This is a genomic window from Amycolatopsis mediterranei (assembly GCF_026017845.1).
GTDB lineage: Bacteria > Actinomycetota > Actinomycetes > Mycobacteriales > Pseudonocardiaceae > Amycolatopsis > Amycolatopsis mediterranei.
In genome coordinates, this window is record NZ_CP100416.1 from 8,698,842 (window position 1) to 8,723,249 (window position 24,408).

24 protein-coding genes and 1 pseudogene are annotated in these 24,408 nt (G+C 71.5%); 10 read left to right on the plus strand and 15 right to left on the minus strand.

What is annotated here, in order from left to right:
- From ISP_RS39115 to ISP_RS39130, 4 genes and pseudogenes are all read left to right on the plus strand, one after another.
- A pseudogene (locus ISP_RS39115) lies at positions 1–338 on the plus strand (IS4 family transposase); the annotation flags it as partial.
- Between the two features lie 203 nt (positions 339–541).
- Complete coding sequence (locus ISP_RS39120; RefSeq protein WP_013229318.1) at positions 542–862, plus strand: bifunctional 3-phenylpropionate/cinnamic acid dioxygenase ferredoxin subunit; 321 nt, start codon at positions 542–544, stop codon at positions 860–862.
- Positions 859–1,992 carry an NAD(P)/FAD-dependent oxidoreductase gene (locus ISP_RS39125; RefSeq protein ID WP_013229319.1) on the plus strand — a complete coding sequence of 378 codons (1,134 nt, stop codon included), beginning with the start codon at positions 859–861 and terminating at the stop codon, positions 1,990–1,992. The genes ISP_RS39120 and ISP_RS39125 overlap by 4 nt, the downstream gene beginning before the upstream one ends.
- 38 nt (positions 1,993–2,030) lie before the next feature.
- A complete protein-coding gene (locus ISP_RS39130; RefSeq protein ID WP_013229320.1) occupies positions 2,031–2,552 on the plus strand; it encodes a putative immunity protein in 522 nt (173 codons plus the stop codon).
- A 31-nt stretch (positions 2,553–2,583) separates the two neighbouring features.
- On the opposite strand, the gene ISP_RS39135 is transcribed toward ISP_RS39130, so the two are convergent.
- Positions 2,584–3,522: an alpha/beta fold hydrolase gene (locus ISP_RS39135; protein WP_230468558.1), complete on the minus strand. Its 939-nt coding sequence runs from the start codon at positions 3,520–3,522 to the stop codon at positions 2,584–2,586.
- Between the two features lie 84 nt (positions 3,523–3,606).
- Here ISP_RS39135 and ISP_RS39140 point away from each other — a divergent pair, with 84 nt between their 5' ends.
- Positions 3,607–4,227 carry a TetR/AcrR family transcriptional regulator gene (locus ISP_RS39140; RefSeq protein ID WP_049878185.1) on the plus strand — a complete coding sequence of 207 codons (621 nt, stop codon included), beginning with the start codon at positions 3,607–3,609 and terminating at the stop codon, positions 4,225–4,227.
- Here ISP_RS39140 and ISP_RS39145 read toward each other — a convergent pair.
- From ISP_RS39145 to pdhA, 5 genes are read right to left on the minus strand one after another with little or no spacing between them, the layout of a single operon-like run.
- The gene (locus ISP_RS39145; protein WP_013229323.1) at positions 4,224–5,198 is read right to left on the minus strand and encodes a hypothetical protein; all 975 of its coding nucleotides are present in this window, start codon (positions 5,196–5,198) and stop codon (positions 4,224–4,226) included. The genes ISP_RS39140 and ISP_RS39145 overlap by 4 nt on opposite strands.
- Complete coding sequence (locus ISP_RS39150) at positions 5,195–5,743, minus strand: hypothetical protein (RefSeq protein ID WP_013229324.1); 549 nt, start codon at positions 5,741–5,743, stop codon at positions 5,195–5,197. Before ISP_RS39150 ends, ISP_RS39145 begins: the two co-directional genes overlap by 4 nt.
- Before the next feature lie 55 nt (positions 5,744–5,798).
- Positions 5,799–6,974 carry a dihydrolipoamide acetyltransferase family protein gene (locus tag ISP_RS39155; RefSeq protein ID WP_013229325.1) on the minus strand — a complete coding sequence of 392 codons (1,176 nt, stop codon included), beginning with the start codon at positions 6,972–6,974 and terminating at the stop codon, positions 5,799–5,801.
- Positions 6,967–7,962 carry an alpha-ketoacid dehydrogenase subunit beta gene (locus ISP_RS39160; protein ID WP_013229326.1) on the minus strand — a complete coding sequence of 332 codons (996 nt, stop codon included), beginning with the start codon at positions 7,960–7,962 and terminating at the stop codon, positions 6,967–6,969. The genes ISP_RS39155 and ISP_RS39160 overlap by 8 nt, the downstream gene beginning before the upstream one ends.
- Positions 7,962–9,038: a pyruvate dehydrogenase (acetyl-transferring) E1 component subunit alpha gene (pdhA, locus tag ISP_RS39165; RefSeq protein WP_014467649.1), complete on the minus strand. Its 1,077-nt coding sequence runs from the start codon at positions 9,036–9,038 to the stop codon at positions 7,962–7,964. The genes ISP_RS39160 and pdhA overlap by 1 nt, the downstream gene beginning before the upstream one ends.
- Positions 9,039–9,181: 143 nt before the next feature.
- On the opposite strand from pdhA, the gene ISP_RS39170 reads away from it, so the two are divergent.
- Entirely contained in the window at positions 9,182–9,658 is a 477-nt protein-coding gene (locus ISP_RS39170) for an Lrp/AsnC family transcriptional regulator (RefSeq protein ID WP_071831458.1), read from the plus strand.
- Between the two features lie 9 nt (positions 9,659–9,667).
- On the opposite strand, the gene ISP_RS39175 is transcribed toward ISP_RS39170, so the two are convergent.
- Positions 9,668–10,078: a GNAT family N-acetyltransferase gene (locus ISP_RS39175; RefSeq protein WP_013229329.1), complete on the minus strand. Its 411-nt coding sequence runs from the start codon at positions 10,076–10,078 to the stop codon at positions 9,668–9,670.
- Positions 10,079–10,327: 249 nt separating this feature from the next.
- Between ISP_RS39175 and ISP_RS39180 the strand changes: the two genes are divergently transcribed.
- Entirely contained in the window at positions 10,328–12,916 is a 2,589-nt protein-coding gene (locus tag ISP_RS39180) for a glycoside hydrolase family 3 protein (protein ID WP_013229330.1), read from the plus strand.
- Positions 12,917–12,973: 57 nt separating this feature from the next.
- Here ISP_RS39180 and ISP_RS39185 read toward each other — a convergent pair whose 3' ends face one another.
- Together ISP_RS39185 and ISP_RS39190 are read right to left on the minus strand one after the other, a co-directional pair.
- The gene (locus ISP_RS39185) at positions 12,974–13,405 is read right to left on the minus strand and encodes a hypothetical protein (RefSeq protein WP_230468560.1); all 432 of its coding nucleotides are present in this window, start codon (positions 13,403–13,405) and stop codon (positions 12,974–12,976) included.
- A gap of 8 nt (positions 13,406–13,413) precedes the next feature.
- Positions 13,414–13,899, minus strand: a complete 486-nt coding sequence (locus ISP_RS39190; protein WP_013229332.1) for a hypothetical protein — start codon at positions 13,897–13,899, stop codon at positions 13,414–13,416.
- Between the two features lie 220 nt (positions 13,900–14,119).
- Here ISP_RS39190 and ISP_RS39195 point away from each other — a divergent pair, with 220 nt between their 5' ends.
- Positions 14,120–14,815 carry a response regulator transcription factor gene (locus tag ISP_RS39195; protein WP_013229333.1) on the plus strand — a complete coding sequence of 232 codons (696 nt, stop codon included), beginning with the start codon at positions 14,120–14,122 and terminating at the stop codon, positions 14,813–14,815.
- The gene (locus ISP_RS39200) at positions 14,805–16,613 is read left to right on the plus strand and encodes a sensor histidine kinase (RefSeq protein ID WP_013229334.1); all 1,809 of its coding nucleotides are present in this window, start codon (positions 14,805–14,807) and stop codon (positions 16,611–16,613) included. The genes ISP_RS39195 and ISP_RS39200 overlap by 11 nt, the downstream gene beginning before the upstream one ends.
- Here the strand turns inward: ISP_RS39200 and ISP_RS39205 are convergent.
- The 4 genes from ISP_RS39205 to ISP_RS39220 form a co-directional block, all read right to left on the minus strand.
- Positions 16,602–17,753, minus strand: coding sequence for a 4-hydroxybenzoate 3-monooxygenase (locus ISP_RS39205; RefSeq protein WP_013229335.1), 1,152 nt, complete (start codon positions 17,751–17,753; stop codon positions 16,602–16,604). The genes ISP_RS39200 and ISP_RS39205 overlap by 12 nt on opposite strands.
- A gap of 73 nt (positions 17,754–17,826) precedes the next feature.
- On the minus strand, positions 17,827–18,579 hold the full coding sequence (locus tag ISP_RS39210) for an IclR family transcriptional regulator (RefSeq protein WP_013229336.1): 753 nt from the start codon (positions 18,577–18,579) through the stop codon (positions 17,827–17,829).
- Positions 18,580–18,641: 62 nt separating this feature from the next.
- The gene (locus ISP_RS39215) at positions 18,642–20,408 is read right to left on the minus strand and encodes a chitinase (protein WP_013229337.1); all 1,767 of its coding nucleotides are present in this window, start codon (positions 20,406–20,408) and stop codon (positions 18,642–18,644) included.
- 333 nt (positions 20,409–20,741) lie between these two features.
- Complete coding sequence (locus ISP_RS39220) at positions 20,742–21,110, minus strand: hypothetical protein (protein ID WP_320109493.1); 369 nt, start codon at positions 21,108–21,110, stop codon at positions 20,742–20,744.
- A 261-nt stretch (positions 21,111–21,371) separates the two neighbouring features.
- Between ISP_RS39220 and ISP_RS39225 the strand changes: the two genes are divergently transcribed.
- Positions 21,372–21,794 carry a hypothetical protein gene (locus tag ISP_RS39225; protein WP_013229338.1) on the plus strand — a complete coding sequence of 141 codons (423 nt, stop codon included), beginning with the start codon at positions 21,372–21,374 and terminating at the stop codon, positions 21,792–21,794.
- Here ISP_RS39225 and ISP_RS39230 read toward each other — a convergent pair.
- Both ISP_RS39230 and ISP_RS39235 read right to left on the minus strand, forming a co-directional pair.
- The gene (locus tag ISP_RS39230) at positions 21,772–23,499 is read right to left on the minus strand and encodes a serine/threonine-protein kinase (RefSeq protein ID WP_013229339.1); all 1,728 of its coding nucleotides are present in this window, start codon (positions 23,497–23,499) and stop codon (positions 21,772–21,774) included. The two genes, ISP_RS39225 and ISP_RS39230, sit on opposite strands and share 23 nt — an antisense overlap.
- On the minus strand, positions 23,496–24,284 hold the full coding sequence (locus tag ISP_RS39235; RefSeq protein WP_013229340.1) for a hypothetical protein: 789 nt from the start codon (positions 24,282–24,284) through the stop codon (positions 23,496–23,498). The genes ISP_RS39230 and ISP_RS39235 overlap by 4 nt, the downstream gene beginning before the upstream one ends.
- Positions 24,285–24,408: the final 124 nt, after the last annotated feature.

Consider the following 24,408-nt stretch of genomic DNA (forward strand, 5'->3'; position numbering starts at 1 on the left):
CGCTGCGGATCGCGATCAGCGACACCACCCTGGACCGCGCCGATATCGATCCCGACCGCGGCAGTTTCACCGTCGCCCTGCACGCCGCCCGCGACCAGCTCATCGCCGCCGCAGGCGTCATCGCCGACACCGCGATCGACCTGGTCGGGGCCATCGGCCGCCACATCCTGGACCAGCTACTACCCGCCCGCCGGATCCGCACCAACCCCCGAGTCGTCAAACGCGCAATCTCCAAATACGTCGCCAGCACCGCCAAAGGACGCCACCGCGGCCCCAGCCACCCCGCCACGATCACCATCGAGATAGAAGCAACCTTGACAACCCAGCCACCGGCCTAACTGAACGGCTTTGGAACTAGCCCCTCCGGCGTCGTCGCGCCCGTACCGCCATCCCCGGTACGGGCCTTCGGCGTGCCCGCGTTCTCCGTTGACCGGCAACGAAACTACCCACGCGTATCCCCTTGACGCGGCTCCGCACCGGACTCAGACTTGTTGCGTATCACAGTCGATGTTCCCCCATGCGCAACAGCCTCGGAGGACCCATGATTCGCGCGTGCACGGTGGACGAGCTGCCCCCCGGTGAGTCGCTCCGGATCCCCGGACCGCCCGCCATCGCGGTGTTCCACACCGAGGACGGCGAGCTGTACGCCATCGGCGACACGTGCACCCACCAGGACGCCTCCCTGGCCGACGGCTGGCTCGAAGGCTGCTTCGTCGAGTGCCCCCTGCACGCGGCGCTGTTCGACCTGCGCACCGGCATGCCGACCTGCCTGCCGGCGAAGGACCCGGTGCGCACCTACGGCGTGGTCGTCGACGAAGGCGTCATCTACGTCCAGGGCGTGGCCGACGAGGACGCCGCGTGAAGCGCGTCGCGGTCGTCGGCGCGTCGCTCGCCGGGGTCCGCGCGGCGCAGGAGCTGCGCGCGCAGGGGTACGACGGCGGGATCGTGCTGATCGGCGACGAGCCGCACCTGCCCTACGACCGGCCGCCGCTGTCGAAGGCCTTCCTGGCCGGGACGGCCTCGCGCGAGTCGCTGGCGCTGCTCGACACGGGTGACCTGGCGTCGCTGGCCTTGGACTTCCGGCTCGGCGTCCGGGCGACGGCGCTGGAGCCGGCGAACCGGCGCGTGCTGCTGTCCGACGGCACCTCGGTGCACGCGGACGGCGTCGTGATCGCCACCGGCGGCCGGGCGCGCACGCTGCCGGGCTTCGCGGGCGCCCACACGCTGCGGACGGTCGACGACGCGGTGGCGCTGCGTTCTCGCCTGGTACCCGGCGCGCGCGTGGTGATCGTCGGGGCCGGGTTCATCGGCGCCGAGGTGGCCTCGACGTGCCGGTCACTGGGCCTCGACGTGGTGGTCTTGGAAGCGTTGGCCGCCCCGCTGGCGCCGGTGCTGGGGCCTTCGCTGGCCGCCGTGTGCGCCCGGCTGCACCTCGACCACGGCACGGACCTGCGCTGCGGCGTCCAGGTTTCCGGCCTCACCCCGGCCGGCGTCGAGCTGGCTTCCGGCGCGCTCGTCCCGGCCGACGTGGTCGTGGTCGGCGTCGGGATGACACCGGCGACCGAGTGGCTGGCGAGCTCGGGTTTGAAGGTCGGCAACGGCGTCCACACGGACGCGGGGCTGGTCACGTCGCTGCCTCAGGTCGTGGCGGTGGGCGATGTGGCCCGGTACGGGGGACGGCGGCACGAGCACTGGACGAACGCGTCCGAGCAGGCGCCGGTGGCGGTGGCCAACCTCCTGGCCGGGCACAGCGCGCGGACCTACACCCCCAGCGGATACGTCTGGTCGGACCAGTATTCGGGTACCTTGCAGCTGGCCGGGCACCCCCGTCCGGACGACACGCTGTCGTTCGTGGACGGCGACCCGGCGTCGTCATCGTTCGTGGCGACGTTCTCCCGGGACGGCTCGACGGTCGGAGTCTTCGCCCTGAACAACCCGAAGCTGTTCAACCGCCTCCGCCGGCAGGCCCTGCGCCGCCCGGCGACCGTCTGAAAGTCTCAATCGGGCTTTCAAGGATACGCTTCACCCACATGGAGCTGACTCTCGCCGAACTCCGGGCGTTGACGGCTTGGGCGGCGGCCTGCGCTTCCCGGGTCCTGCCGCTGTACGAGTCCCGCATCCCCTCCGACGCCCGCCCCCGCGCGGCGATCGCGGCGGCCGAGGAGTTCGCCGCGGGCGCCCCGCGCACCAAGGCCCTGCGCACGGCGGCGTGGGCAGCCCTGGCCGCGGCGGGCGAGGCAGCCGATCCGGCAGCTTCGGCGGCGGCGCGTGCGGCGGTCGGCGCGGCCGGGGCCGCCTACCTGCATCCCCTGGCGTCGCCGCATCAGGTGAAGCACATCGTGGGCCCGGCCCAGCAGGCAGCGTTGGCGCGCGAACTGGCGGGTGGTTCCGCGGAGGCGGAGATCGAATGGGCACTTTCGCAGGCCCCACCGGAGGTGAGCACCCTCCTGCACCGCTTCCCGCCGGGCAACCCGGGCAAGACCCGCCTGGGCGAGCTGCATCGCCAGTTGGAGTCCGCCCTCCGAGCACCCCGCGACGGACGTCACCCGTGATGCCACGCCGCGGTACTCCACCACGAACGGGTCAGCCGTGCGGCACGCCTGCTCCCGGTTTGCCACCGAGGAAATCCTGCAGGATCTCGATGAACCGCGCCGGCTGCTCTTCGGCCACGTAATGGCCGCAGTCGTCGACGACCACCCCGGTGACATCGCCGGCCACCGGCCGCATCGTCTCGGCGACCAGCGCGCCGCTGTACCGCGCGCCGCCGACGGCGAGCACCGGCAGCGTCAACCGGGTTTTCCCGCGCTGCTCGTTCTGCGCGATCGTCTCGTCCAGCGCCCGGTAGTAAGCGAAGCTCGCCCGCAGCCCGCGAGGATCCGCGACGATCGCATCGACGTAGACGTCGACGACGTACGCGGGGATCGCGTCCGGGGTGGCGGCCTTGGTGGCGAACTGGTAGCCGAAGAACAGCCGCTCCCACCCCCGGACCAGCTCCTCGTTGAGGTCGGTGAGCCGGTTGAAGCCGAAGTGCCAGAGCCGCTGGTTGACCGCGGCCGGGCCGAAGACCGACGGGGTCGGCGTGATACCCGGGATGATGGCGTCGACGACGGCGAGCCGCCCCACCCGCTCGGGGTGGTCGGCGGCGAGGGCGTATCCGGTCCACATGCCGATGTCGTGGCCGGCCACGTCGAACCGGTCGTGCCCGAGCGCGGCCATCAGCGCGACCAGATCGGCGGCCAGCGTGCCGGCGTCGTAACCGTCGTCGGGTTTGTCGGAGAGCCCGGCCCCGCGCGAGTCGACGGCGACGACGGTGTGCTCGCGGGCGAGCGCGGGCATCACCTCCCGCCAGGCGTACCAGGTCTGCGGCCACCCGCCGACCAGCAGCAGCGGCGGGCCGTCCCCGCCGGTGACCGCGTGCAGCCGCAGCCCGTTCAGCTCCACGAGCCGGCTGGTGAAGACGTCGGTGAACCCGTCGGGCAGCCGCAGCGAACTCAAGCTTGTCGTGCCGTCGGCCGTACTCATCGTGGAACGATCGGTGCAACTTGTCATGTCGGGGACTCTACGCATCTTGAAACGATCGGTGCAAGATGCGTAGGCTGATGAACCATGGCGGGCCGCAAGCAATTCGACGTGGACGAGGCGTTACGACGGGCGATGCACGTCTTCTGGCGCTGGGGCTATTCGGAGGCCTCGATCGACCGCCTGACCGAGGGCACGGGCCTGGGCCGGAGCTCGCTCTACGGCACGTTCGGCGACAAGAGCACCCTCTTCCGCAAAAGCCTCGAGCGGTACGCGCAGACCTACCACCCGCGCTACGACCGGGCACTGTCCGGCCCCCATCCGAGCCCGAGCGCCGTGGTGGCCGCCTACCTGCGGGTCACCTTGAACCGCATCGCCGACCCGACGGTCCCGGACGGCTGCCTGCTCACGGTGTCGGCCGCGCAGTTCCCGGCCCTCGACGCGGAGGGCCAGGCGATGGTCCGCGCCATGATCGACGGTGTGCGGGCGATGCTGGAGCAGGCGCTGCTGGCGGCGGGGGCCGATGGGCAGGAGGCGGCAGAGCTGGCGTTGTGCACGCTGGCGACGAACAAGTCCCTGGCGGTGCTGAGCCGCGCCGGCTTCTCGAACGAAGACCTGGAAACCGTCGCCGCAGCCGCCGCCCGTGTCCCCGGAAAACCGAGCGGCGGATCATCGTCTCGGGCGGTCGGCCTCCCCGGGCACAACTAGAGGGCGAGTTCGTCCAAATCGGACTCGAGCCGGGCTCGCCAGGTCCAGCGGCGTTCCGTCGTGTCCGCGGCCTCCGAGGCCGGCGGGCCCAGCGGCAGCGCCGGATCGGTCACGCCGAACGTCACCCGGTACGCCAAGACCGACGCGGCCGTCCGGATCCACGCGTCACCCGAGGTGCCGGACGGCGGGGCCACCCCCAGCGCGTTCCCGAACCACGCCGGCAGCAGGACGTTCGACCCCAGCGCGTCGGTGATCCGCGTCCGCAGCCGCACCTGCAGGTCGTGCCACGCTCGTTCGGCCCGCTCCAGCTGCGGCACCACCCGCGCCTCGACGGCGTCCGCCTCGCGCAACGCCAGCCGCGCCTTCTCCGCCGCGGCCGCGGCCGCCGGGATCTCCTCGTCCAGCACCGTCCGGCGCCGTGTCGCCAGCGCGCGCAGGCGCGACTCCGCGTCGCCGCGCGCCCGGGAGCCCCGGTCCGTCGCGGCCAAGACGCCGATGACGGCCACCAAGTCGGCGTCGCACTGCGAAAGCGCCCCTCGGACCGCGTCCAGGTGCGCGATCTCCTCCGCGTGCCGGGCCCGCTGCTCCTTGGTGACGAGCTCCTTGTGCAGGTCGTCCCACCGCGCCGCCTCGGCCGCGAGCGCGCGCGTCTCCGCGCCGACGTCGTCGAGGTCCGCCTGCGGCACCCCGTCGGCCACGCGCACCGCGCGCTCCAGGACGCGGACCTGCTGCTGCAGCCGCTCCAGCTGCCGGGCGAGCAGGTCGATCCGGTCGTCGTGGCGGTCCGGGCCGCCGCTTTCGAGCCGCTCGGTCAGTTCGGCGACGTCCTGACCCAAGCGGTCGTCGGCCGCGCGCAGCCCGTCGACCGCCGCGAACAGCTCGTCGAGGTCGCGGCGCGCCGGATCGGCGGACTCGAGGTACTCCTCCGAGAACTCGGGATCGTCGCCGTAGGTCACGTAGCCGTGGCTCACGGGATCCGGCTTTCCCGCCACAGCAGCGCGATCGTGCCCACGGCGCCCACTGCCGTCAGGATCGTGCAGACGACGGCCGCGGCCCACGGGAGCAAGGCACCGGCCAGCGCGAACGCCGTGACACCGCCCGCCCACGCCGCGCGCGTGCGCTCGCGGATCACGGCCCCGGCCCGGCGGACCGGGGCGAAGCCGATCCACAGGCCCGCGCCGAACAGCGGCACCAGCACCAGCAGCCACACCGGCGAAAGCACCTCGAACAGCACCAGCGCCGCGGCGGCCAGCGACACCAGGACGGCCGGGGCCGCGAACCAGACGACCGCGCGCTGCGTCGCCGCGTGCCGGGACTCGAGCTCGGCGTCGGCGAGGCGCCGCTTGGCCTCGTCGAACACCAGCTCGGCGTCGAGCAGCCGGTGGGCCGTCGCCACGAGCCCGTCCATCTCGTCGACGTCCGCGGGCGGGGTCGCGAGGCCGTCCCGCAGGTCCTGCTTGAGCCGCGCCACGCGGCCCTCCGCCAGATCGCGGTCGTGCTGGGCCGGTGTCGTCACGCAACCACTTTAAGTGCGACCACCGGCACCACCGGCCAACGCGGCCGGTGAGTCGTCAGAGGTCTCCCAGCGCGGTGACCGGTGACTCCACGCAGTCGGCGACGAACCGCAGGAACCCGCCCGCCGTGCCGCCGTCGCAGACGCGGTGGTCGAAGGCCAGCGTCAGCTCGCAGATCTTCCGCACCGCCAGCCCGCCGTCGACGACCCACGGCCGGTCGATGATCCGGCCGATGCCGAGGATGGCCGCCTCGGGGTGGTTGATGATCGCGGCCGAGCCGTCGACGCCGAAGACGCCGTAGTTGTTCACCGTGAAGGTGCCGCCGGTCAGGTCCGCGGGCGCGAGCTTGCCGTCCCGGGCGGTGCGGGCGCGCTCGCCGATCGCCGCCGACAGGTCCCGGGTGGAGAGCGCCCCGGCGTCGCGCACCACCGGCACGACCAGGCCGCGGTCGGTCTGCGCCGCGAACCCGAGGTGGATTTCGTCGAGCAGGACGATTTCGCCGCCTTCGACGCGCGAGTTCAGCTCCGGGTACCGGCGAAGCCCCGCGACGGCGAACCGCGCGATCAGCCCGAGCAGGCTGACCGGCCGGTCGGTCTTGGCGTTCAGCGCCGCGCGGGCGGCGACCAGCTCGGTCGCGTCGACGTCCACCCACACCGTCGCCTCGGGAATCTCCCGGCGGGACGTCGTGAGCTTGTCGGCGACGGCCTTGCGAACCCCGGTCAACGGGATGCGCTTGCCCTTCGCGACCGGCTTCTTCAGCGCCGCCTCGACGTCCGCGCGGCGGATGATGCCGTCCGCGCCGGTGGCGGTGACCTTCGCGAGGTCGATCCCGTTGTCGGCGGCCAGCTTCCGGACGAACGGCGAGATCACGCCGGGCGCCTTGGCCTTCGGGGCGGGCGTTTCGACGCGGCGGACCCGCTTGCGCCGGGTGGTGGGCGCGGTGCCGTAGCCGATCAGGACGTTTCCGCTCCCGGATGACGTCGTGACACCGGGCTCGGCGAACCCGCCGACGCTCAGCAGCGGCGCGCCGACCGGCAGCAGCTGCCCCGGCTCGCCGTGCAGCGCGGACACCACGCCGGCGAACGGCACCGGCACCTCGACCGCCGCCTTCGCCGTCTCCACCTCGACGACGACCTGGTCGACGTCGACGGTGTCGCCGACCTTGACCCGCCAGTCCACGATCGCCGCCTCGGTCAGGCCTTCGCCGAGGTCCGGCAGCAGGAAGTCAGGCACCGGCCACCACCGGCGTGTCGTTCCACTGCAGGCGCGCGATCGTGTCGAGGATCCGGTCGACGTCCGGCAGCTGGTGGCGCTCCAGCTTCGGTGCCGGGTACGGGATATCGAGCCCGGTGACCCGCAGGACGGGCGCGTGGAGCTGGTGGAAGCACTGCTCGGTGACGCGCGCGACGACCTCGGCGCCGTAGCCGCCGAAGCCCGCGGCCTCGTGGACCACCACCGCCCGCCCGGTGCGGCGGACCGAAGCGGTGACGGTCTCGTCGTCGAACGGCGACAGCGACCGCAGGTCGACGACCTCGACGTCCCAGCCCTCGGCCTTCGCCGCTTCGGCGGTTTCCAGCGCGGTGGCGACCATCGGGCCGTACGCGATGAGCGTGACGTCCTTGCCGTGCCGCCGGACCACGGCCTGGTCAATGGCCGGGCCGGAGCGGGTGAAGGTGACCTCTTCACTCGACCAGTAGCGGCACTTCGGTTCGAGGAAGACCACCGGGTCGGGCGACTCGATGGCGTCGCGGAGCAGGTCGTAGGCGTCCTGCGCGGTGCCCGGCGTGACGACGCGCAGGCCGGGCGTGTGCGTGTAGTAGGCCTCGCTGGAGTCGCAGTGGTGCTCGACGCCACCGATGCCGCCGGCGTAGGGCACGCGGATGACCATCGGCAGCGAGAGCGCGCCGCGGGTGCGGTTGCGCAGCTTCGCCACGTGCGAGGTGATCTGCTCGAACGCGGGGTAGGCGAAGGCGTCGAACTGCATCTCGACGACCGGGCGGAACCCGCCCATCGCCATCCCGACGGCGAACCCGACGATGCCCGCTTCGGCGAGCGGGGTGTCGAAGCAGCGCTCCTCGCCGAAGTCGGCGGTGATGCCGTCGGTGACGCGGAAGACGCCGCCGAGCGTGCCGACGTCCTCGCCGAACACGAGGACGCGGTCGTCGTCCTTGAGGGCGTCCCGCAGGGCCGCGTTGAGCGCCTGCGCCATGGTGGTCGTCATCAGGCCTCCAGTTCGGCTTCGAGGGCCGCCCGCTGCCGCCGCAGCTGGGGGGTGGGTTCGGCGTAGACGTGGTCGAACAGCGACAGCGGGTCGAGCTCGGGCTCGGTGTTGAGCGTGTCGCGGACGGACTGGGCGAACACCTCGGCGGCGGCCGCGAACCGCTCGATTTCGGTGTCCTGCAGCAGGTTCCGGCTCTTGAGGAAGGTCTCGAGCCGCTTGAGCGGGTCCGCTTCGCGCCACTTCGCGACTTCTTCGGCGTCGCGGTAACGGGTGGCGTCGTCGGCGTTGGTGTGGGCGTCGATGCGGTAGGTGTGGGCCTCGACGAGGACCGGTCCCTTGCCTTCGCGCGCGTGCTTCACCGCGTCGTCGAGAACGGCCAGGACGGCGACGGCGTCGTTGCCGTCGACCTGCTCCGAGCGCATGCCGTAGCCGACGCCCTTGTACGCCAGCGCGGCCGCGGCGCTCTGCTTCTCGAAGGGCACCGAGATGGCGAAGCGGTTGTTCTGCACGAAGAACACGACGGGCGCCTTGAAGACGGCCGCGAAGTTGAGCGCTTCGTGGAAGTCGCCTTCGCTGGTGGCGCCGTCCCCAATGAGCGCGAGCGCGACAGCGTCTTCGCCGCGTCGCTGCATCGCGTGCGCCAGCCCGGCGGCGTGCAGAGTCTGCGTCGCCAGCGGAGTGCACTGAGGCGCTACGCGCGTCTCGACCGGGTTGTAGCCGCAGTGCGCGTCGCCGCGAAGCAGCGTCAGGACTTCGCCGGGCTTCAGGCCGCGGGCGACGAGGGCGACGGAGTCGCGGTAGGTCGGGAAGAGCCAGTCCCGGGTTTCGAGGGTGAGCGCCGCGGCGACCTGGCAGGCCTCCTGGCCGGCGCTGGAGGGGTAGACGGCGAGCCTGCCCTGCTTGGTGAGCGCGGTCGCCTGCACGTCGAACCGGCGGCCCAGGACCATCAGCCGGTAGGCCTCCTTGAGCCGGTCTCCGGTGGGCTCGCCGTACCCACCGTGCTCATCGGCCCGGCTCCCGTCTTCGGCGACGAACCGCACCGGGGTAGCGGACGGCAGCAGGGTCTCCGAAGACATCACAGCCATGACGCGCACCACCTCTCCCAGACATATGATGCTGAAATGGTCGTTCTCGGCGGTGTTGTGTTCAAGGGTTGGCGGAAATGAGCGACAAACTGTCTTCTCCGGGGCCTGCTGGCACCCAAACGTCCACCGGTGTCCTGGCTCACGGCGGTCTGCCGGGACGAACGGTCCCGGCCCTGGACGACGTCGACCGGGCGATGCTGGCCGAACTCTCCGCGGACGGCCGCTTGGCGGTGCGCGCGCTGGCGGAAAAACTCCACATCTCGCGCACGAACGCGTACGCGCGGCTGGAGCGGTTGATGGCGGAGGGGGTCATCACGGGCTTCGGCGCGCGGATCGACCCGCGCCGGGCGGGCCTGGGCACGTCGGCGTACATCATGGTGACGGTCGAGCAGACGTCGTGGCGCACGATGGCGACGGACCTGCACGAGATCCCGTACGTCGACCACGTGGCACTGGTGGGCGGCGACTTCGACATCCTGCTGCTGGTCCGGACGCCGGACAACTCGACCCTGCGGGACGTCGTCCTGGAGCGGCTGCAGGCGCTGGAGGGCGTGCGATCGACGCGGACGTGGCTGATCTTCGAGGAACTGCCGGGCTCGGTGCTGAGCTGAGCCGCGCGCTCAGCCGAACGTCCAGACCAAGACCGCCTGCCCCTCCTCGGCGACTCCGCCGGCCGCGCGGTAGGTCGCCTTCGCCGGGGCGTTGTCCCCTTCCGTGACGACCCACATGCCGTAACACCCGCGCTCGCGGGCCAGGTCCCCGAGCGCCGTCACCAACGACCGGCCGAGGCCCTGCCCGCGGAAGGCGGCGTCGACACCCAGTTCGTACAGGAACATCTCGGTGCCCTTGTCCGGGTGGGTCGTCTCCACCCCGGTCACCATGCCCGCGGGCACCTCGTCGACGTACGCGACCAGCAGGTGGTGGCCTTCGGAAGCGAGGAAGCGCTCGGCGGCGTCCGGCCGCGGGGGATCGTCGAACAGGTGCCCGGCCGCCAAGAGCGGATCGAGCGAGACCACACGGCGGATGTCCATGGGGCAAAACCCTTGCCCGTCAGTGCCCTTGACCGCAACAGCGTTACGCGTTAGACGTGGCCGCGCCACCGGCCGACTCTTAGTTTATGTCGAGAATTAACACGCCCTCCAAACAATCGAAACCCTTGACGCCCTCCCGTTGCGCGGTGAGGATCGGCCGGTCCGCCGTTCATCGCAGAATGGACCAGACCCATGGCCAGAAGATCCCGCACGTGGTCTCGTGCGCGCCGAAGTTCGCTCGTCACGCTGATGAGCCTGAGCCTGCTGGGCGGGATCGCCCAGGCGACGCCGGCCCAAGCCGAAGTGCCCCAGCCGGTCATCGGGCAGCCCGCCAAGGACAAGAACGGCTGCGCCAAGATCGAGAAGACCCTGCCGACCCTCGCGGACTGGCCGAAGGTCGACAGCCGCCTCAAGGGCAAGGACGGCGACGAGCAGCGGATCGCCGAGATCCTCAAGGGCATGACGCTCGAGGAAAAAGTCGGGCAGATGACGCAGCCCGAGATCGCCGCCATCACCCCCGACGAGGTCCGCCAGTACGCCATCGGCTCGGTCCTCAACGGCGGCGGCTCGTGGCCCGGCGCGAACAAGCACGCGACCCAGCAGGACTGGCTGAACCTCGCCGACTCCTACTGGAACGCCTCGAAGACGAGCCGCACGAAGGTCCCCGTCATCTGGGGCATCGACGCCGTGCACGGCAACAACAACGTCTACGGCGCCACCGTCTTCCCGCACAACATCGGCCTCGGCGCGGCGCACGACCCGTGCCTGGTCCGTGACGTCGCCGGCGCCACCGCCCGGCAGATCCGCGCCACCGGCCAGGACTGGGCCTTCTCGCCCACCCTCGCCGTCGTCCAGGACGACCGCTGGGGCCGCACCTACGAAGGCTTCTCCGAAGACCCGCGCATCACGCGCGCGTACGGCTTCGAAGCCATCGACGGCCTCCAGGACGGCGCCACCAAGCGCATCGGCTACAACGGCGTGATCGCCACCGCCAAGCACTTCATCGGCGACGGCGGCACGATCAACGGCCAGGACCAGGGCGTCAACCCCTCGTCCGAGGCGGACATGATCAACATCCACGGCCAGGGCTACTACGGCGCGCTCGCCGCCGGCGCCCAGACCGTGATGGTGTCGTTCAACAGCTGGACCAACGCCGACCTCGGCATCAACGAGGGCAAGCTGACCGGCAGCGACAAGGCGCTGAACCAGATCCTCAAGGGCAAGATCGGCTTCGACGGCCTGCTCGTGTCCGACTGGAACGCCATCGGCCAGGTCCCCGGCTGCACGAACTCCTCGTGCCCGCAGGCGATCAACGCCGGCATCGACCTGGTGATGGTGCCGAACGACTGGAAGGCGTTCATCACCAACACCGTCGCCCAGGTGCAGAGCGGCCAGATCCCGATGGCGCGCATCGACGACGCCGTCACCCGCATCCTGCGCGTCAAGCTGCGTGACGGCCTGTTCGAGTCGCAGAAGCCGTCGGACCGCTCCTACGCCAACTCCGACGAGGCGCTGAAGGACAACTGGCTGGCGCGCGACGCCGTCCGCGAGTCGCAGACGCTGCTGAAGAACAACGGCAACGTGCTGCCGCTCAAGCCGGCGTCGAAGGTCCTGGTCGTCGGCAAGAGCGCCGACAACATCACGAACCAGACGGGTGGCTGGACGCTGAGCTGGCAGGGCACCGGCAACACGAACGCCGACTTCCCGAACGCCACCTCGATCCTGACCGGCATCAAGCAGGACCTGGGCGACGCCAACGTCACCTTCGACGCCACCGGCACCGTCGACCCGAAGGGCTTCGACGCGGTCATCGCCGTCATCGGCGAGACGCCGTACGCCGAGGGCGTCGGCGACCTGACCCGCAAGTCGCTCGAGGCGGCGAAGCTCTACCCCGAGGACCTGGCCGTGCTGGACAAGGTCAGCGGCAAGGGCACCCCGGTCGTCACCGTGTACGTCGGCGGCCGTCCGCTGTACATGAACAAGGAGATCAACCGCTCCGACGCGTTCGTGGCGGCCTGGCTGCCCGGCACCGAGGGCGGCGGCGTCGCCGACATGCTGGTCAAGGGCAAGGACGGGACCGGCTACCAGGGCACGCTGTCGTACTCGTGGCCGAAGAGCGCGTGCCAGACGCCGCTCAACCCCTGGTCGCCGGGCTACGACCCGCTGTTCAAGCTCGGCTACGGTCTCAAGACCGGGCAGCGCGCGACGGTCGGGCCGCTGGACGAGACCTCCGGGCCGGCGTCCTGCACCTCGACCGGCGGCGGCGGGACCGCGACCGAGGACCTGTCGATCTTCGACCGCACCGACGTCCCGCCGTACACGAGCCAGATCGGCTCGGCGGAGAACTGGGGCGGCACGGTGATCGGCCCGGACGGCACGGCGGCCCACAGCGAGATCAACGTCGTCCCGGCGGACGTCAACGTGCAGGCCGACGGCCTGAAGGCAACCTGGACCGGCGCGGGCGCGGCCCAGCTGTACATGCAGAACACGGCGGGCACGAACGACCTGCGCGGTTATTTGAACGCCGACGCCGCCCTCGAGTTCGACACGGTCGTGCAGCAGGCACCGGCCAACCGGACGGTGATCAGCATGCACTGCGTCTACCCGTGCTTCTCCGAGGTGAACGCGACCAAGCTGTTCACCGACCTGGCGGGCGGCCCGAAGACGACGGTGAAGATCCCGGTGTCCTGCTTCAACAACGGGCTGGACTTCGAGCACATCAACACCCCGTTCCTGGTCTACACCGACGGCACGTTCCAGGCGTCGTTCGCGAACGTGCGGTGGGTCCCGAAGGGGGCTCAGGATCCGGACGCGAGATCCTGTTCGAGCTTGACCTGACGGCGACCGGGCCGGGAGCGCACCTCGCTCTCGGCCCGGTTTCGCAACCTGGGTCGCTCAGTGCTGCATGCCGTAGGACTTCTGGCACGGGTAGCCGTCGTTCGTCGCCGACCAGCTCGCCGGGTAGCCGTTCCGGGCCCAGGCGGCGTAGGCCTGCGCGTAGCTGTACCCCCTGACGAACAGCCACTGGCAGGGCGTCTGGCCGGCCGCCGGGGTGATGGCGACCCCCGGCTGGGCGTTGATCCAGCTCTGCTGGGCGTACCACTGGCTCGACGCGGCGACGCCCGCCGGGGCGGCGGTCACCGTTTGCGGCGGTGGCACGAAGACGGTCTGCGGGACGGGCGCGGTCACCGCCGGGGTGCTCGGCGCCGTCACCGTCGCGGTCGAAACCGGTGCCTGGGAAGCGTTTCCGGCCACCGTGTGCGGCAAGCCGCACGAAGCGAGCGCGAGCACGGTGCCAAGCGCCGCAACTGTCCGAAGTGTACGCATGGCGGTCCTCATCCCGTCCTGGTCATGCGGCTGCCGACGATGACGCCGCCGGAAACGGTGTACGTGCCGGAAAACGTGCGGGTGGTGCCGTCGGTCTGGGCCGCCGACAGCACCACGTACACCGTGCCGCCGCGGACGTCGGTGACCGTCAGCGTGTCCCACGCCGTCGTCGCGAAACCGTTGGCGTACTTGGCGTACCCGCCGCTGCCCGCGACGCGGCTGCCGCCGAGGGACCAGGCGGTGGCGAAGTCACGCCGGTTGATCGCGTCGTAGTACGCGACCACCACGCCCGCTTCCGTGGTTTGCCTCGGTGGCGGGGAAACCGGCGGCTGGACGTACACCGGTGCGGGCACCGCGACCGTCGCGGTGCTGGTCACCGGGGCCGGTGGAACCACGGTGACCGGCACCGGCACGCCGGTCACGGGAATCCCGCACGCGGCCGCGCCCAGCAGCACCAGGGCGGCCACGGCGATTCTGGTCGCGTTCACGGCCATCACGTCCTTCCGTGTCCGCCCCTGGAATCGGGCGGCCGGCGGGATCCGCAACGAGTCCGGAGAACCGGGACGCAAGCGTTATCCCGACAATTCCTGCCGGGAATGCCGAAAGCCGTCATCGCGGCGACGGTCGTAGCCCGGAGTCACGAACGCACGCCAAGGTGTGAAGATCCGGTCAGGATGCGGTGGGAACGGTGTCAGGACGCCTACCCTCGACGCCGTGTGCGCACGTGTACTGGTCGCGGAAGACGACGAGAAGCAGGCCGAGGTCCTCCGGCTCTACCTCGAAAGCGAAGGCCACACCGTGGTGCTGGCCCCGGACGGCCGGGCGGCGCTCGACGAGGCCCGGCGCGACCGCCCCGACCTGCTGGTCCTCGACGTGATGATGCCGAACGTCGACGGTCTCGACGTCTGCCGGATCCTGCGGCAGGAGTCCGACGTCGCGGTGCTGATGCTCACCGCCCGCGCCACCGAGGACGACCTGCTGCTCGGCCTCGACCTCGGCGCCGACGACTACCTGACCAAGCCGTACAGCCCGCGCGAGCTGATGGCCCGGGTCCGGACGCTGCTGCGGCGGACCGCCGGGCGCCGCGAGCCGCCCGACACCGCGTTGCGCGCGGGCAGCCTGCGGCTCGACCCGGTGCGGCACGAGGTGTCGGTCGACGGGCGCCCGGTGGACACCACTCCGGGCGAGTTCCAGCTGCTCGAGACGCTGATCCGGCAACCGGGCCGGGTGTTCACCCGGCGGCAGCTGCTCGAACTGACCCGCGGCGACGACCGGTTCGTCAGCACCCGGATCATCGACGTCCACGTGCTCAACCTGCGGAAGAAGATCGAGCCGGACCCGCAGAAGCCCGTCCACCTGCGGACCGTCTTCGGGGTCGGCTACAAGCTGACGGCGGAAGATGGGGCGTAGCTTCCCGAGGCGGCGCAGCCTGGTCGTCCGGCTCACCGCCGTCTCCCTGCTCATCGCGCTCGCCTCCATCGCGGCGACCGCCTGGCTGGCCGTGCAGACCACCACCCGCGCGATCCAGCAGGAGCAGGGCCAGGCCCTCTCCGGCGACGCGACGATCTACACCGAGCTGCTCGGCTTCGCCGCGGTGAACCACACGTGGGACCAGGTCGGCCCCCGGCTGCGGGCGCTGTCGGAACAGACCGGCCGCCGGGTCGTGCTGACCACCCTCGACCGGCGCGTGCTCGGCGATTCCGGCGGCGCTCCGGTCACCCTGCCGGTCAAGGCGACCGCGTCGGTCGATCCCCTGCACGTGGACCCGGTGCTGCTGCCCGAGGCCGGGACGAGCGGTATCGACCCGCGCGCGGCCGGCCCGTTCAAGCTGCCCCCGTCCGAACGCGAGGAGCTCACCGCGCTGGCCAAGAAGGCCACCGCCTGCCTCGCCGCGTTCGGCCTGCCCGGTCAGGTGCGCGACTCGCCGAGCGGGCGGCCGCAGCTCACCGGGCTCGAACCGCTCTCCGCCCGCTACTACGCGGGCAAGTGCGGGCTCTTCGAGCTCGCCGCCCCCACCCCGACCGAACAGGCCGCGCTGACGAGCCTGAACGACGCCGTCAACCGCTGCCTGCAGAACCAGGGTGGCGGGCAGGTGAAGCTCGGCCTCGACCTGGAGGTCCTCGACGTCTCCGATCAACGGCCGATCGAGGACTGCCTCGACTCGGCCCGCCGTGAGCAGCTCGCGCCGTACGTCGCGCCGCCCGCGTTGCTGTTCACGCTCGGCCCGGGCGGGTCGCCGCTGCCGACGTTCACGCTGTCGCGGGAGAACCTCACCCGGATCCTGGCGGTGACCGGTGGCGTGCTGGTGCTGGCCGTCGCGCTCACCGCGCTCGTCGCGCGGCGGCTGTCCCGTCCGCTGCGGGCGCTGACCGAGGCCGCGCAGCAGGACCGGCCGGCCCCGGTGAAGTCCCGCGACGAGGTCGGGTACCTCGCCGCCGCGTTCAACGACCTCACGGCGCGGCGCGAGCGCATCGAGGAGCAGCGCAAGGCGATGGTCAGCGACATCGCCCACGAGCTGCGCAACCCGCTCAACGTCATCCGCGGCCGGCTGGAGGCCGCCGAAGACGGGCACCTCCCGTTCGACCGGGCCCTGAGCGCGTCACTGCTCGAGGAAACCGTGCTGCTGCAGCACATCGTCGACGACCTGCAGGACCTCGCCGCGGCCGACGCCGGGCAGCTGCGCCTGCACCCCGAGCCCCTCGACGCGGCGGAGCTGGCCGGCCACGTCGCCGCCGCGCACGCCGACCGCGCCGCCGCCGGCGGGGTCACGCTCACCGTCGAAGCGCTCGGCGAAGCCACGTTGCCCGCCGACCCGGTCCGGCTCCGGCAGGTCGTCGGCAACCTGGTGACGAACGCGATCCGGCACACGCCGCCCGGCGGCCGGGTGACGATCCGGGTGTCGTCCACTGTGGACGAGGTGACGCTCGCCGTGGCGGACACCGGATCCGGCATCGCCGCCGAGGACCTGCCGCACGTGTTCGACCGGTTCTGGCGGGCCGAGAAGTCTCGCAGCCGCCAGACCGGCGGCAGCGGGCTCGGCCTCGCCATCGTGCGCCACCTCGTGGCGGCGCACGGCGGCACGGTCACCGTCGAGTCCGAAGTGGACACCGGATCGACGTTCACCGTCCGGCTGCCGAAGGCGGATCCGGCTGGCGTGGCGCCGGGCCCCGTCGCGGAGGAAGGCGGCGACGATCGGCTACAGGGGTAGGCCGGCGTAGTTTTCGGCCAGTTCGGTCTTCGCGGCCGTCGACGTCACCGTGCGCTGGAGCTGGGAAAGCTGGAGCTGGGCGTCGAAGCCGTCGCCGTGACGGTGCAGCATCGAGGTCATCCACCAGGAGAAGTGCGTGCAGCGCCAGACTCGCCGCAACGCCGTCTCCGAGTACGCGTCCACGAGCCGGTCGTCGCCGCGGAACGACGCCGTCAGTGCCCGCGCCAGCAGGGCGACGTCCGCCACCGCCAGGTTCAGCCCCTTCGCCCCCGTCGGCGGCACGATGTGCGCCGCATCCCCGGCCAGGTACAGGTTTCCGTGCCGCATCGGGGTCGTCACGAAGCTCCGCATCGGGAGCACGCTCTTCTCCGTGATCGTCCCGGTCTCCAGCGTCCACCCCGGCACGCCGAGCCGTTCGGACAGCGCGGCCCAGATCCGGTCGTCGCTCCACCGCGCGATGTCCTCGTCCGGCGCCACCTGCAGGTAGAACCGGCTCACCCGCGGCGAGCGCATGCTGTGCATCGCGAACCCGTCCGGGTGCCAGGCGTAGATCAGCTCGTCCGTCGACGGCGCGACGTCGGCCAGCACGCCCAGCCACGCGAACGGGTACGCCCGCTCCCAGACCCGCGGTTCCGGAACGGACGCCCGGCTCGGGCCGTGGAAGCCGTCGCAGCCGACCACCACGTCCGCCTCGATCCGCCGCGCGGCGCCGGAATCGTCCACGAAGGTCACCGACGGCGACCCGGCGACGTCGTGCAGCGTGACGTCGGCGGCCGAGTAGTACGCCGGGCGGCCCGCCTTTTCCCGCGCCGCCATCAGATCCTTGGTCACCTCGGTCTGCCCGTAGACCGTCACCGACCGGCCGATGAGGCCGGTGAAGTCGACGTGGTGCCGGTGCTCCGGCCACTGCAGGTGGATGCCGCGGTGTTCCATGCCCTCGCCGTCGAGCCGGGCGCCGAGGCCGACGTCCCGCAGGAGTTCCACCGTCCCCGCCTCGAGGATTCCGGCGCGGATGCGTGCCTGGACGTACTCGGCGGTCTGCCGTTCGAGCAGCACCGAGTCGATGCCTTCGAGACCGAGCAGGTGGGACAGCAGCAGCCCGGCCGGGCCGGCGCCGACGATGGCGACCTGAGTGCGCACTGGAGAAGGTCCTTTCCCGCGACAGGGCCCGAGCATGGCTCGGCGACACCGCCCGCCACCAGTGCATTCTCATTCAGTGAGAGGAATTCCCCATCGCCCGCGAGATCCCGCGCGCCGCGGCCCGCAGCGCCGGGATCTGCATGCGCGCGTTCCGGTCGTTGGGCACGATCACCGACAGCGCCGCGACGACCTCGCCGGCCGGCCCCCGCAGCGGTACCGCGATCCCCGTCGTTTCCTCGTCGATGAACCCGGCGCAGAACGCGTACCCGTTCCGCCGGACGTCGGCGAGGAACCGGCGCAGCCGCCCCGGCTCGGTCAGCGTCGTGCGGCGAAAGGCTTCCAGCGGGCCTGCCAGCACCTGTTCTTGCAGGTCAGCGGGCGCGTGGGCGAGCAGCACCAGCCCGGACGACGACGCGTGCAGCGGCAGCCGGCCGGCCACCCGCGTCACGTTGACGACCGCGCCGGGCGCCGACAGCCGCTCGACGAACAGCACCTCGCGGTCCTCCAGCACCGCGAGCTGGGTGTGGTGCCCGACGACGGCGTGCAGGTCCTCCATGAACGGCATCGCCGCTTCGCGCAGCCCGAGCGTCGGCGAGGCGCGGGACGCCAGCTCCCACAGCCGGACACCCACGCGGATCTTCCGATCGGGGTCACGCCGCAGCCAGCCGTGCCCGACCAGCTCCTCGACCAGCCGCGACGCCGTCGCGACGTGCAGGTTCGCCCCCCGCGCGATGTCGGTGACGCGCAGCGCCGGCGCGTCCGGCCCGAACGCCTCGAAGATGCGGACGACGCGCGAGAGCACGGACTCGCCCGGAGCGCGCTTCATAACGTCACCAGCACCACTTCAGCAGTGTGCCCCACCGCGGCGGCGGGGCACACCGCCGACGGTCACGGCAGGGCGTTGAGGAACGGCTCGTGGCTGTTCTGGAACTCCCAGCCGTAGTACTTGTCCCAGTTGATCGACCAGGTCATCAGCCCGCGGAAGCCGGGCGAGGTTCCCCCGCGCAGCGTGTACGAACCGCAGCCACTGCCCTTGACCAGGCAGTTCACCGCCGTCTGGACGTCGGCGGGCGAGGTGTAGCCGTTGCCCGCGCTGACGGCGGCGGGCAGCCCGATCGCGATCTGGTCCGGGCGCAGGCCGGGAAAGAACTGCCCGGTGTTGGCCACGCTGAAGCCGGCTTTGAGCATGTCGGTCATCGCGATGTGGAACTCGGGGCCGCCCATGTTGTGGTACTGGTTGTCGAGGCCCATGACCGGGCCGGAGTTGTAGTCCTGGACGTGCAGCACGGTGAGCGAGTCCCGCAGGGCGTGGATGACGGGCAGGTAGGCGCCGGTCCGCGCGTCACCGGCGCTCGTGCCGCCGTAGAACTGGTACCCGACCTGCACGAAGAACGTCTCCGGCGCCATGGTGAGCACGAACCCCGAGCCGTACTTGGCCTTGAGCGTCTTCAGCGCGGAGATCAGGTTGACGAGGACGGGTGTGGTCGGGTTGCGGAAGTCGGTGTCGCCGGCGTTGAGCGACAGCGAGTGGCCCTCGAAGTCGACGTCGAGACCGTTGAGGCCGTACTTGTCGATGATGGCGGAGACGGAGCTGACGAACTTGTCCCGGGCGGCGGTCGTGGTCAGCTGGACCTGGCCGTTCTGCCCGCCGATGGAGATCAGCACCTTCTTGCCCTGCGCTTGTTTGGCCTTGATCGCGGCGACGAAGTCGGCGTCGCTCTCGACGTTCGGGCATTCGGTGGCGGAGCACCGATTGAAGCGGATGTCCCCGGAGGTGACGGAGGTCGGTTCCCCGAAGGCGAGATCGATGATGTCCCAGGCGGCGGGGACATCGGCCATCCGGACGTACCCGGACCCGTTGGCGAAGCTGGCGTGCAGGTACCCGACGAGGGCGTGCTTCGGAAGCCCGGTGTCGACGCAGCCACTGGTACTGGCGGTGACGGTCCCGCTCTTGGGCGGCTCACCGGCACTGTTGTAGGCGGCGACGGCGTAGCTGTGGGTGGTGCACGCGGCGAGTCCGCCGACGGTGGCACTCGTTCCGGTGACGGTGGCAACGACGGCCGAGCCTTCGTAGACGCGGTACCCGGCGACGGTGCCGGCGCTCGCACCCCAGCTCAGGCCGATGGAGCCGGTGGTAACGGTGGTCGCTTGCGGAGTACCGGGGGCACCGGGCGCACCGGGGGTGTTGCCACCGGGCCCGTCGAGGACGACGTCATCGGCGTAGTAGGTACCGGCGCCGTACCAGCCGTGGAGGTAGAGCTGGGCGGAGGTCTGGTTCCCGGTGGTGAAGGAGAGGGACAGCTGGTTGTAGGCGCTCGGGTTACCGGACCAGGTCGAGGGGCCACCGGTGACGCCGAGGTAGACGGGGTTCCCCCGCACCCAGGCGGAGACGGTGTAGGTGGTGTTGGGCTGAACGGAGACGGTCTGCGCACACTGGGCGTAATCGGCGCCGACCGGGGTGCCGGCAAGGGCGTAGCCACCGGAGTGCACGGGCGTGCTCACGGCGGTCGCGTTGGAGCAGGTCCAGCCGGAAAGCGACCCGGCTTCGAAGCCGGGGTTGGCGAGGAGGTTGGCGGCTGCAGCGGGGACGGCGAGCACCCCCGAGAGAGCAAGCACGAAGGCGGCGAGGGTTGCGGACAGTCGGGAACGCCTCATCGGGTCCTCCAGTCAGGGAGAGACCTTATTGTCTAGACCAATATGTAAATTGTCCAGACCAAAAGGAGGGTTGCGGTGGCGCTCGCGGTCAGGTTCGGTGCCGCAGCGCTCGGGAAGCTCCCAGGCCTCCGGGGGCTCAGCTCACGGGCGGTCGAGGAGCCCTGGCAGGGATCGGCGGACTGCGCCGGCAAGGCGGGCGCCGGCCAAGGGAAGCCCTACAGGCTGGCGGCGGCCAGCCGGGCGAGCCCGCACCGCTGAAGGCGGGGCCCCGCCGCAAGCCCCCGACGCCCGGCCCCCGACCACACCGCCCTGCCGAACCGATACGCAGCCGCATCAGCGGCCGGCACGCCGGGTCAAGGTACGCTTTCCCGCCTTGACGCGGCGTGCCGGCCGCTGAACAATCCGGCGTTCGGGTCGATGGAGAGTCACTGGAACACGGCAGCGAACCACGGACAGCAACGCCGGACCGAGCGCGCACCCGACTATCCGCAGCCGGTGCCACGCGTGCACCACCGGCCGGTAACACCGGTACGGCACCACCGACGGCACAACCGCCCCAAGCCTTGCCCGCACCTGGTCGGAATCCAGCACCGGCAGCCCCGCCACAGCATGGCGGAGCATGGTCGTCTTGCCGGCTCCGGGCAGCCCCGCCACGACGAGCAGATCGCGCGGGCCGAGCTCGATGACAGTGGGCTCGCTCATGCCCCGCCAACGTCCCGACGAAGGTAATGGTTCCTTTACCTTAAGTTCACGCACAGTGACGGGCAACCGTTCGTGCACCGAAGACCACCCGGCCGGAAATCCGGTGGTCACCCGCCGTGCTCCGCTGCCGGAAACCCCTGCGCCGCAAGCCATCCGACCCCCGGAACCGCTTCGGGTGAAGATCGCGCCGAAGCCTTCCCGCCGTCCGGAAAATCCTTATCTTCTGGAAGGGACGCTCAGTGAGAACAGGGGAACCTCGTCATGACCCAGTCACTGGAACTTCCGGTCCAGGAATTCTGTCTCGATTGGACGCTCACGGGCGACGAAGGCGCCCGGGTCGGGATCGCCCTCTCCGGGCAGGTGTCCTTGCTGGACAACAACCGGTTCTACAAGATCGACGGCGTCGTTTACGTCACCGAGGGTGACGCCGACATCCGCGCGGTCGGCAACCCCCGGATCTCCGTGCGCCGCAACGGCGTCGAGAAGACCGGGCGCCAGTGGGGCTGGGAGATGTGCTCGGCGCGCAAGAGCCTCGGCGCGCTGAACACGATGGAGGGCTACTTCGTCCGCACCGGCTACTGGGCGCCCGCCGACCGCGCGATCCAGCTGAGTCTCTGCGCCGAGCAGGGGTGGAACCGGCGCAAGAGCTACAGCCCGCACGTCACCGTCCGGATGGTCGACTGACCACTGTGGACGCCCGGCGCCGCGCCGCCGCGACGACCAGCCCGGCCGCGACCGCGCCCGCCACCGCGCACCCGGCCCCGAACCCCGGCGACGGTTCGTGCACGCGCAGCACCGAAACGCACAGCCACACGGCGGCGCCGAACAGGAGGCCCAGCACCGGCCCGCCGACCGCCGCGCCCCGCCAGCGGTGGCCGCTGCGGATCGTGCGCAGCCCCGATTCGAGGTAGGCGAGGGCGAACAGCGCCAGGATGAGGCTGCCCGCGCCCATCGCGCTGGCCAGCGGGTGCTGGCTGGTGAGCAGGGTGAACGTCCGGGTGGCCGAACCGGTCCGCACGTCGGCGGTGACGGCGCCCCCGACGATCCACCGGGCGATCCCCGGCAGGGTGAGTGCGGCGGTGAAGCCGTTGCCGTCGGGTTTCGCCTCGGTGGCCGCGGACCCGAGCGGAATCCCGGCGGCGGACAGGTCGAGCGCCACCCGGCCGGGGTTGCCGGGCCCGGTCAGCACCAGCGGCTTGCTGAGATCCACCTCGACCGGCGCCGAGACGGAGGCGCCCCCGAGGTTCAGCGCGGACGACGCCGGGTGCGGCAGCCGAGCGGGGTTGAGCAGGGCGAGCACGACGAGAACGATCGCGGCCGCCCCGGCGGCCAACCGCAGCCAAAGGACAGCAGCCGACGACGTGACTGGCGAATCCGGCCCCGGCGGCAGGCTGGGAGGCGGGCTGGTCGGCGCGCCGACCAGCGTGGCTCCCGGCCGAACCACCGGCCGCGTCCGGGCCTCCGCCGGCAACGCGGGGGCCGTCGCCGAATTGAGCCCGGCGATCACCCGGGGTGTCAGGTGCAGCACCGGGACCCCGGCGCGCTCCAGCCACCCCGGCCCGTAGACCACCGTCGCCGCCGCGGCGAGGTCCGCCGCGAACGACTCCGCCTCCCGGTACCGCGCGTCCAGTTCGCGGGCCAGGCTGCGCATCACCACTCCGGCGATCGGCATCGGGACACCCATGATCGGCTGGGGGTCGGTGAACATGTGCTGGCGCATCATGCTGATCGCGCCGCGGGTGTTGTCGAACGGCAGCCGGCCCGACAACAGCTCGTACAGCACCGTCCCCGCCGCGTACACGTCGGCCGCCGGGCTCAGGGCGTTGCCCATGGCCTGCTCCGGGGCGATGTACGCCGGGGTTCCCAGGATCTCGCCGCCGTGCGTCACCAACGTGGCGCCCTCGCTGATCACCCTGGCGATGCCGAAGTCGGCCACCTTCACCACGCCCTGCGTGCTGAACAGCAGGTTCCGCGGCTTGACGTCGAGGTGCAGCACGCCCGCCCGGTGCGCCGCGTGCAGCCCGGCCAGCATCGCCAGCCCGATCGCGCACGCCTGCTCGCCGCTGACGCCGCCGCCGTGGAAGCGGCTGTGCACCGTCCCGCCGTCGAGACGCTCCATCACCAGCAGGTGCTCGCGGCCGGTCCGCACGTAGTCGTACACCGGGACGATGTGCGGGTGGTCCAGGCTGGCGAGCACCCGCGCCTCGCGGTCGAAGAGCTCGCTGCTCGCCGCGTGGTTGAGCACGTCCCACGGCAGCTGCTTGATCGCGACGCTGCGGCCCAGCGTCCGGTGCACGCCGGCGAACACGACGCCCATGCCGCCCTCGCCGATCGACTCGCCGATGTCGTACTGCGGCAGGGCGGCGACCAGCTCGGCCGGTGCGCTCATCGGGTGAATTCCTGCGTTGACGGCAGCGGGAGCTGGACGGTGGCGTCACTCTCGGTCACCGCGGGCGGCGCCGGGTGCGGGGTCAGGTAGCCGAGCAGGAACGCGATCGCCGCCGCGCCGAGCACCACCGGGATCTCGATCGCCGGCTCGGGCGGGACCAGGCGCAGCACCGACAGGCTGATCACCGCGACCAGGCCGGTGCCGAAGCCGGCGGGCAGGAACCGCACGCCGCGGCGCCAGCGGTTGGGCGCCAGCCGGTGCCGGGCCAGCGCCAGCAGCGCGGTCACCCAGGCGAGGATGGTCAGCACCAGCATCGCCAGCCCGAAGACCCCGTACACCGACCAGAGGGAGCCGCGGACGTCGGCGACCGTCGTCGCCTCGCCGAGCGTGCCACGCCCGGCATCGAGCAGCTCGACCGACGACGGCAGCAGCCCGGTCGCCTGCCCGGCCAGGTCACCGAGGTCGAGGACGAACGTCCGGGACACCGAGCCGCGGGCCGGCACCTCGAAGGGCGCGGTCGTGTCGTAGGCGAAGAACGTCAGCGCGAGCGCGACGCCCGAGAGCCGCACGCTGCGGACCTTCACCGGCGCGGTGCCGGTGTTGGTCGCCACGACCTGCAGCTCGACCTGGTTCGCCGGATCGATCGGGACCGTGGCGTCCTCGATCGGCCGCTTGTCGATCGAGACCTGCAGCTGGAGCGAGCCGGATGCGGCCGAGGCGGGTGGGGCGCCCAGCAGCACCGCGCACAAACCCAACGCAACCCCCGCCGCGATGACACGTCCCATTGGGCATCCCCTACTTGCGTTATCCGACTGGTCCGGAATGCTACAGCGAGCACACACCGGGGAGGGACGTCCCAATGCGATTCGTGGTTCGGCTGGTTTTAGGCGCCGTGGCCGGAACGTTGCT

Bases quoted from the DNA above. Each gene is read 5' to 3' on its own strand.
- ISP_RS39120 (WP_013229318.1), top strand. From the start codon at position 542: ATGATTCGCGCGTGCACGGTGGACGAGCTGCCCCCCGGTGAGTCGCTC.
- ISP_RS39130 (WP_013229320.1), top strand. From the start codon at position 2,031: ATGGAGCTGACTCTCGCCGAACTCCGGGCGTTGACGGCTTGGGCGGCG.
- ISP_RS39135 (WP_230468558.1), bottom strand. From the start codon at position 3,522: ATGAGTACGGCCGACGGCACGACAAGCTTGAGTTCGCTGCGGCTGCCC.
- ISP_RS39140 (WP_049878185.1), top strand. From the start codon at position 3,607: ATGGCGGGCCGCAAGCAATTCGACGTGGACGAGGCGTTACGACGGGCG.
- ISP_RS39160 (WP_013229326.1), bottom strand. From the start codon at position 7,962: ATGACGACCACCATGGCGCAGGCGCTCAACGCGGCCCTGCGGGACGCC.
- pdhA (WP_014467649.1), bottom strand. From the start codon at position 9,038: ATGTCTTCGGAGACCCTGCTGCCGTCCGCTACCCCGGTGCGGTTCGTC.
- ISP_RS39175 (WP_013229329.1), bottom strand. From the start codon at position 10,078: ATGGACATCCGCCGTGTGGTCTCGCTCGATCCGCTCTTGGCGGCCGGG.
- ISP_RS39180 (WP_013229330.1), top strand. From the start codon at position 10,328: ATGAGCCTGAGCCTGCTGGGCGGGATCGCCCAGGCGACGCCGGCCCAA.
- ISP_RS39185 (WP_230468560.1), bottom strand. From the start codon at position 13,405: ATGCGTACACTTCGGACAGTTGCGGCGCTTGGCACCGTGCTCGCGCTC.
- ISP_RS39190 (WP_013229332.1), bottom strand. From the start codon at position 13,899: ATGGCCGTGAACGCGACCAGAATCGCCGTGGCCGCCCTGGTGCTGCTG.
- ISP_RS39200 (WP_013229334.1), top strand. From the start codon at position 14,805: ATGGGGCGTAGCTTCCCGAGGCGGCGCAGCCTGGTCGTCCGGCTCACC.
- ISP_RS39210 (WP_013229336.1), bottom strand. From the start codon at position 18,579: ATGAAGCGCGCTCCGGGCGAGTCCGTGCTCTCGCGCGTCGTCCGCATC.
- ISP_RS39215 (WP_013229337.1), bottom strand. From the start codon at position 20,408: ATGAGGCGTTCCCGACTGTCCGCAACCCTCGCCGCCTTCGTGCTTGCT.
- ISP_RS39220 (WP_320109493.1), bottom strand. From the start codon at position 21,110: ATGAGCGAGCCCACTGTCATCGAGCTCGGCCCGCGCGATCTGCTCGTC.
- ISP_RS39225 (WP_013229338.1), top strand. From the start codon at position 21,372: ATGACCCAGTCACTGGAACTTCCGGTCCAGGAATTCTGTCTCGATTGG.
- ISP_RS39230 (WP_013229339.1), bottom strand. From the start codon at position 23,499: ATGAGCGCACCGGCCGAGCTGGTCGCCGCCCTGCCGCAGTACGACATC.
- ISP_RS39235 (WP_013229340.1), bottom strand. From the start codon at position 24,284: ATGGGACGTGTCATCGCGGCGGGGGTTGCGTTGGGTTTGTGCGCGGTG.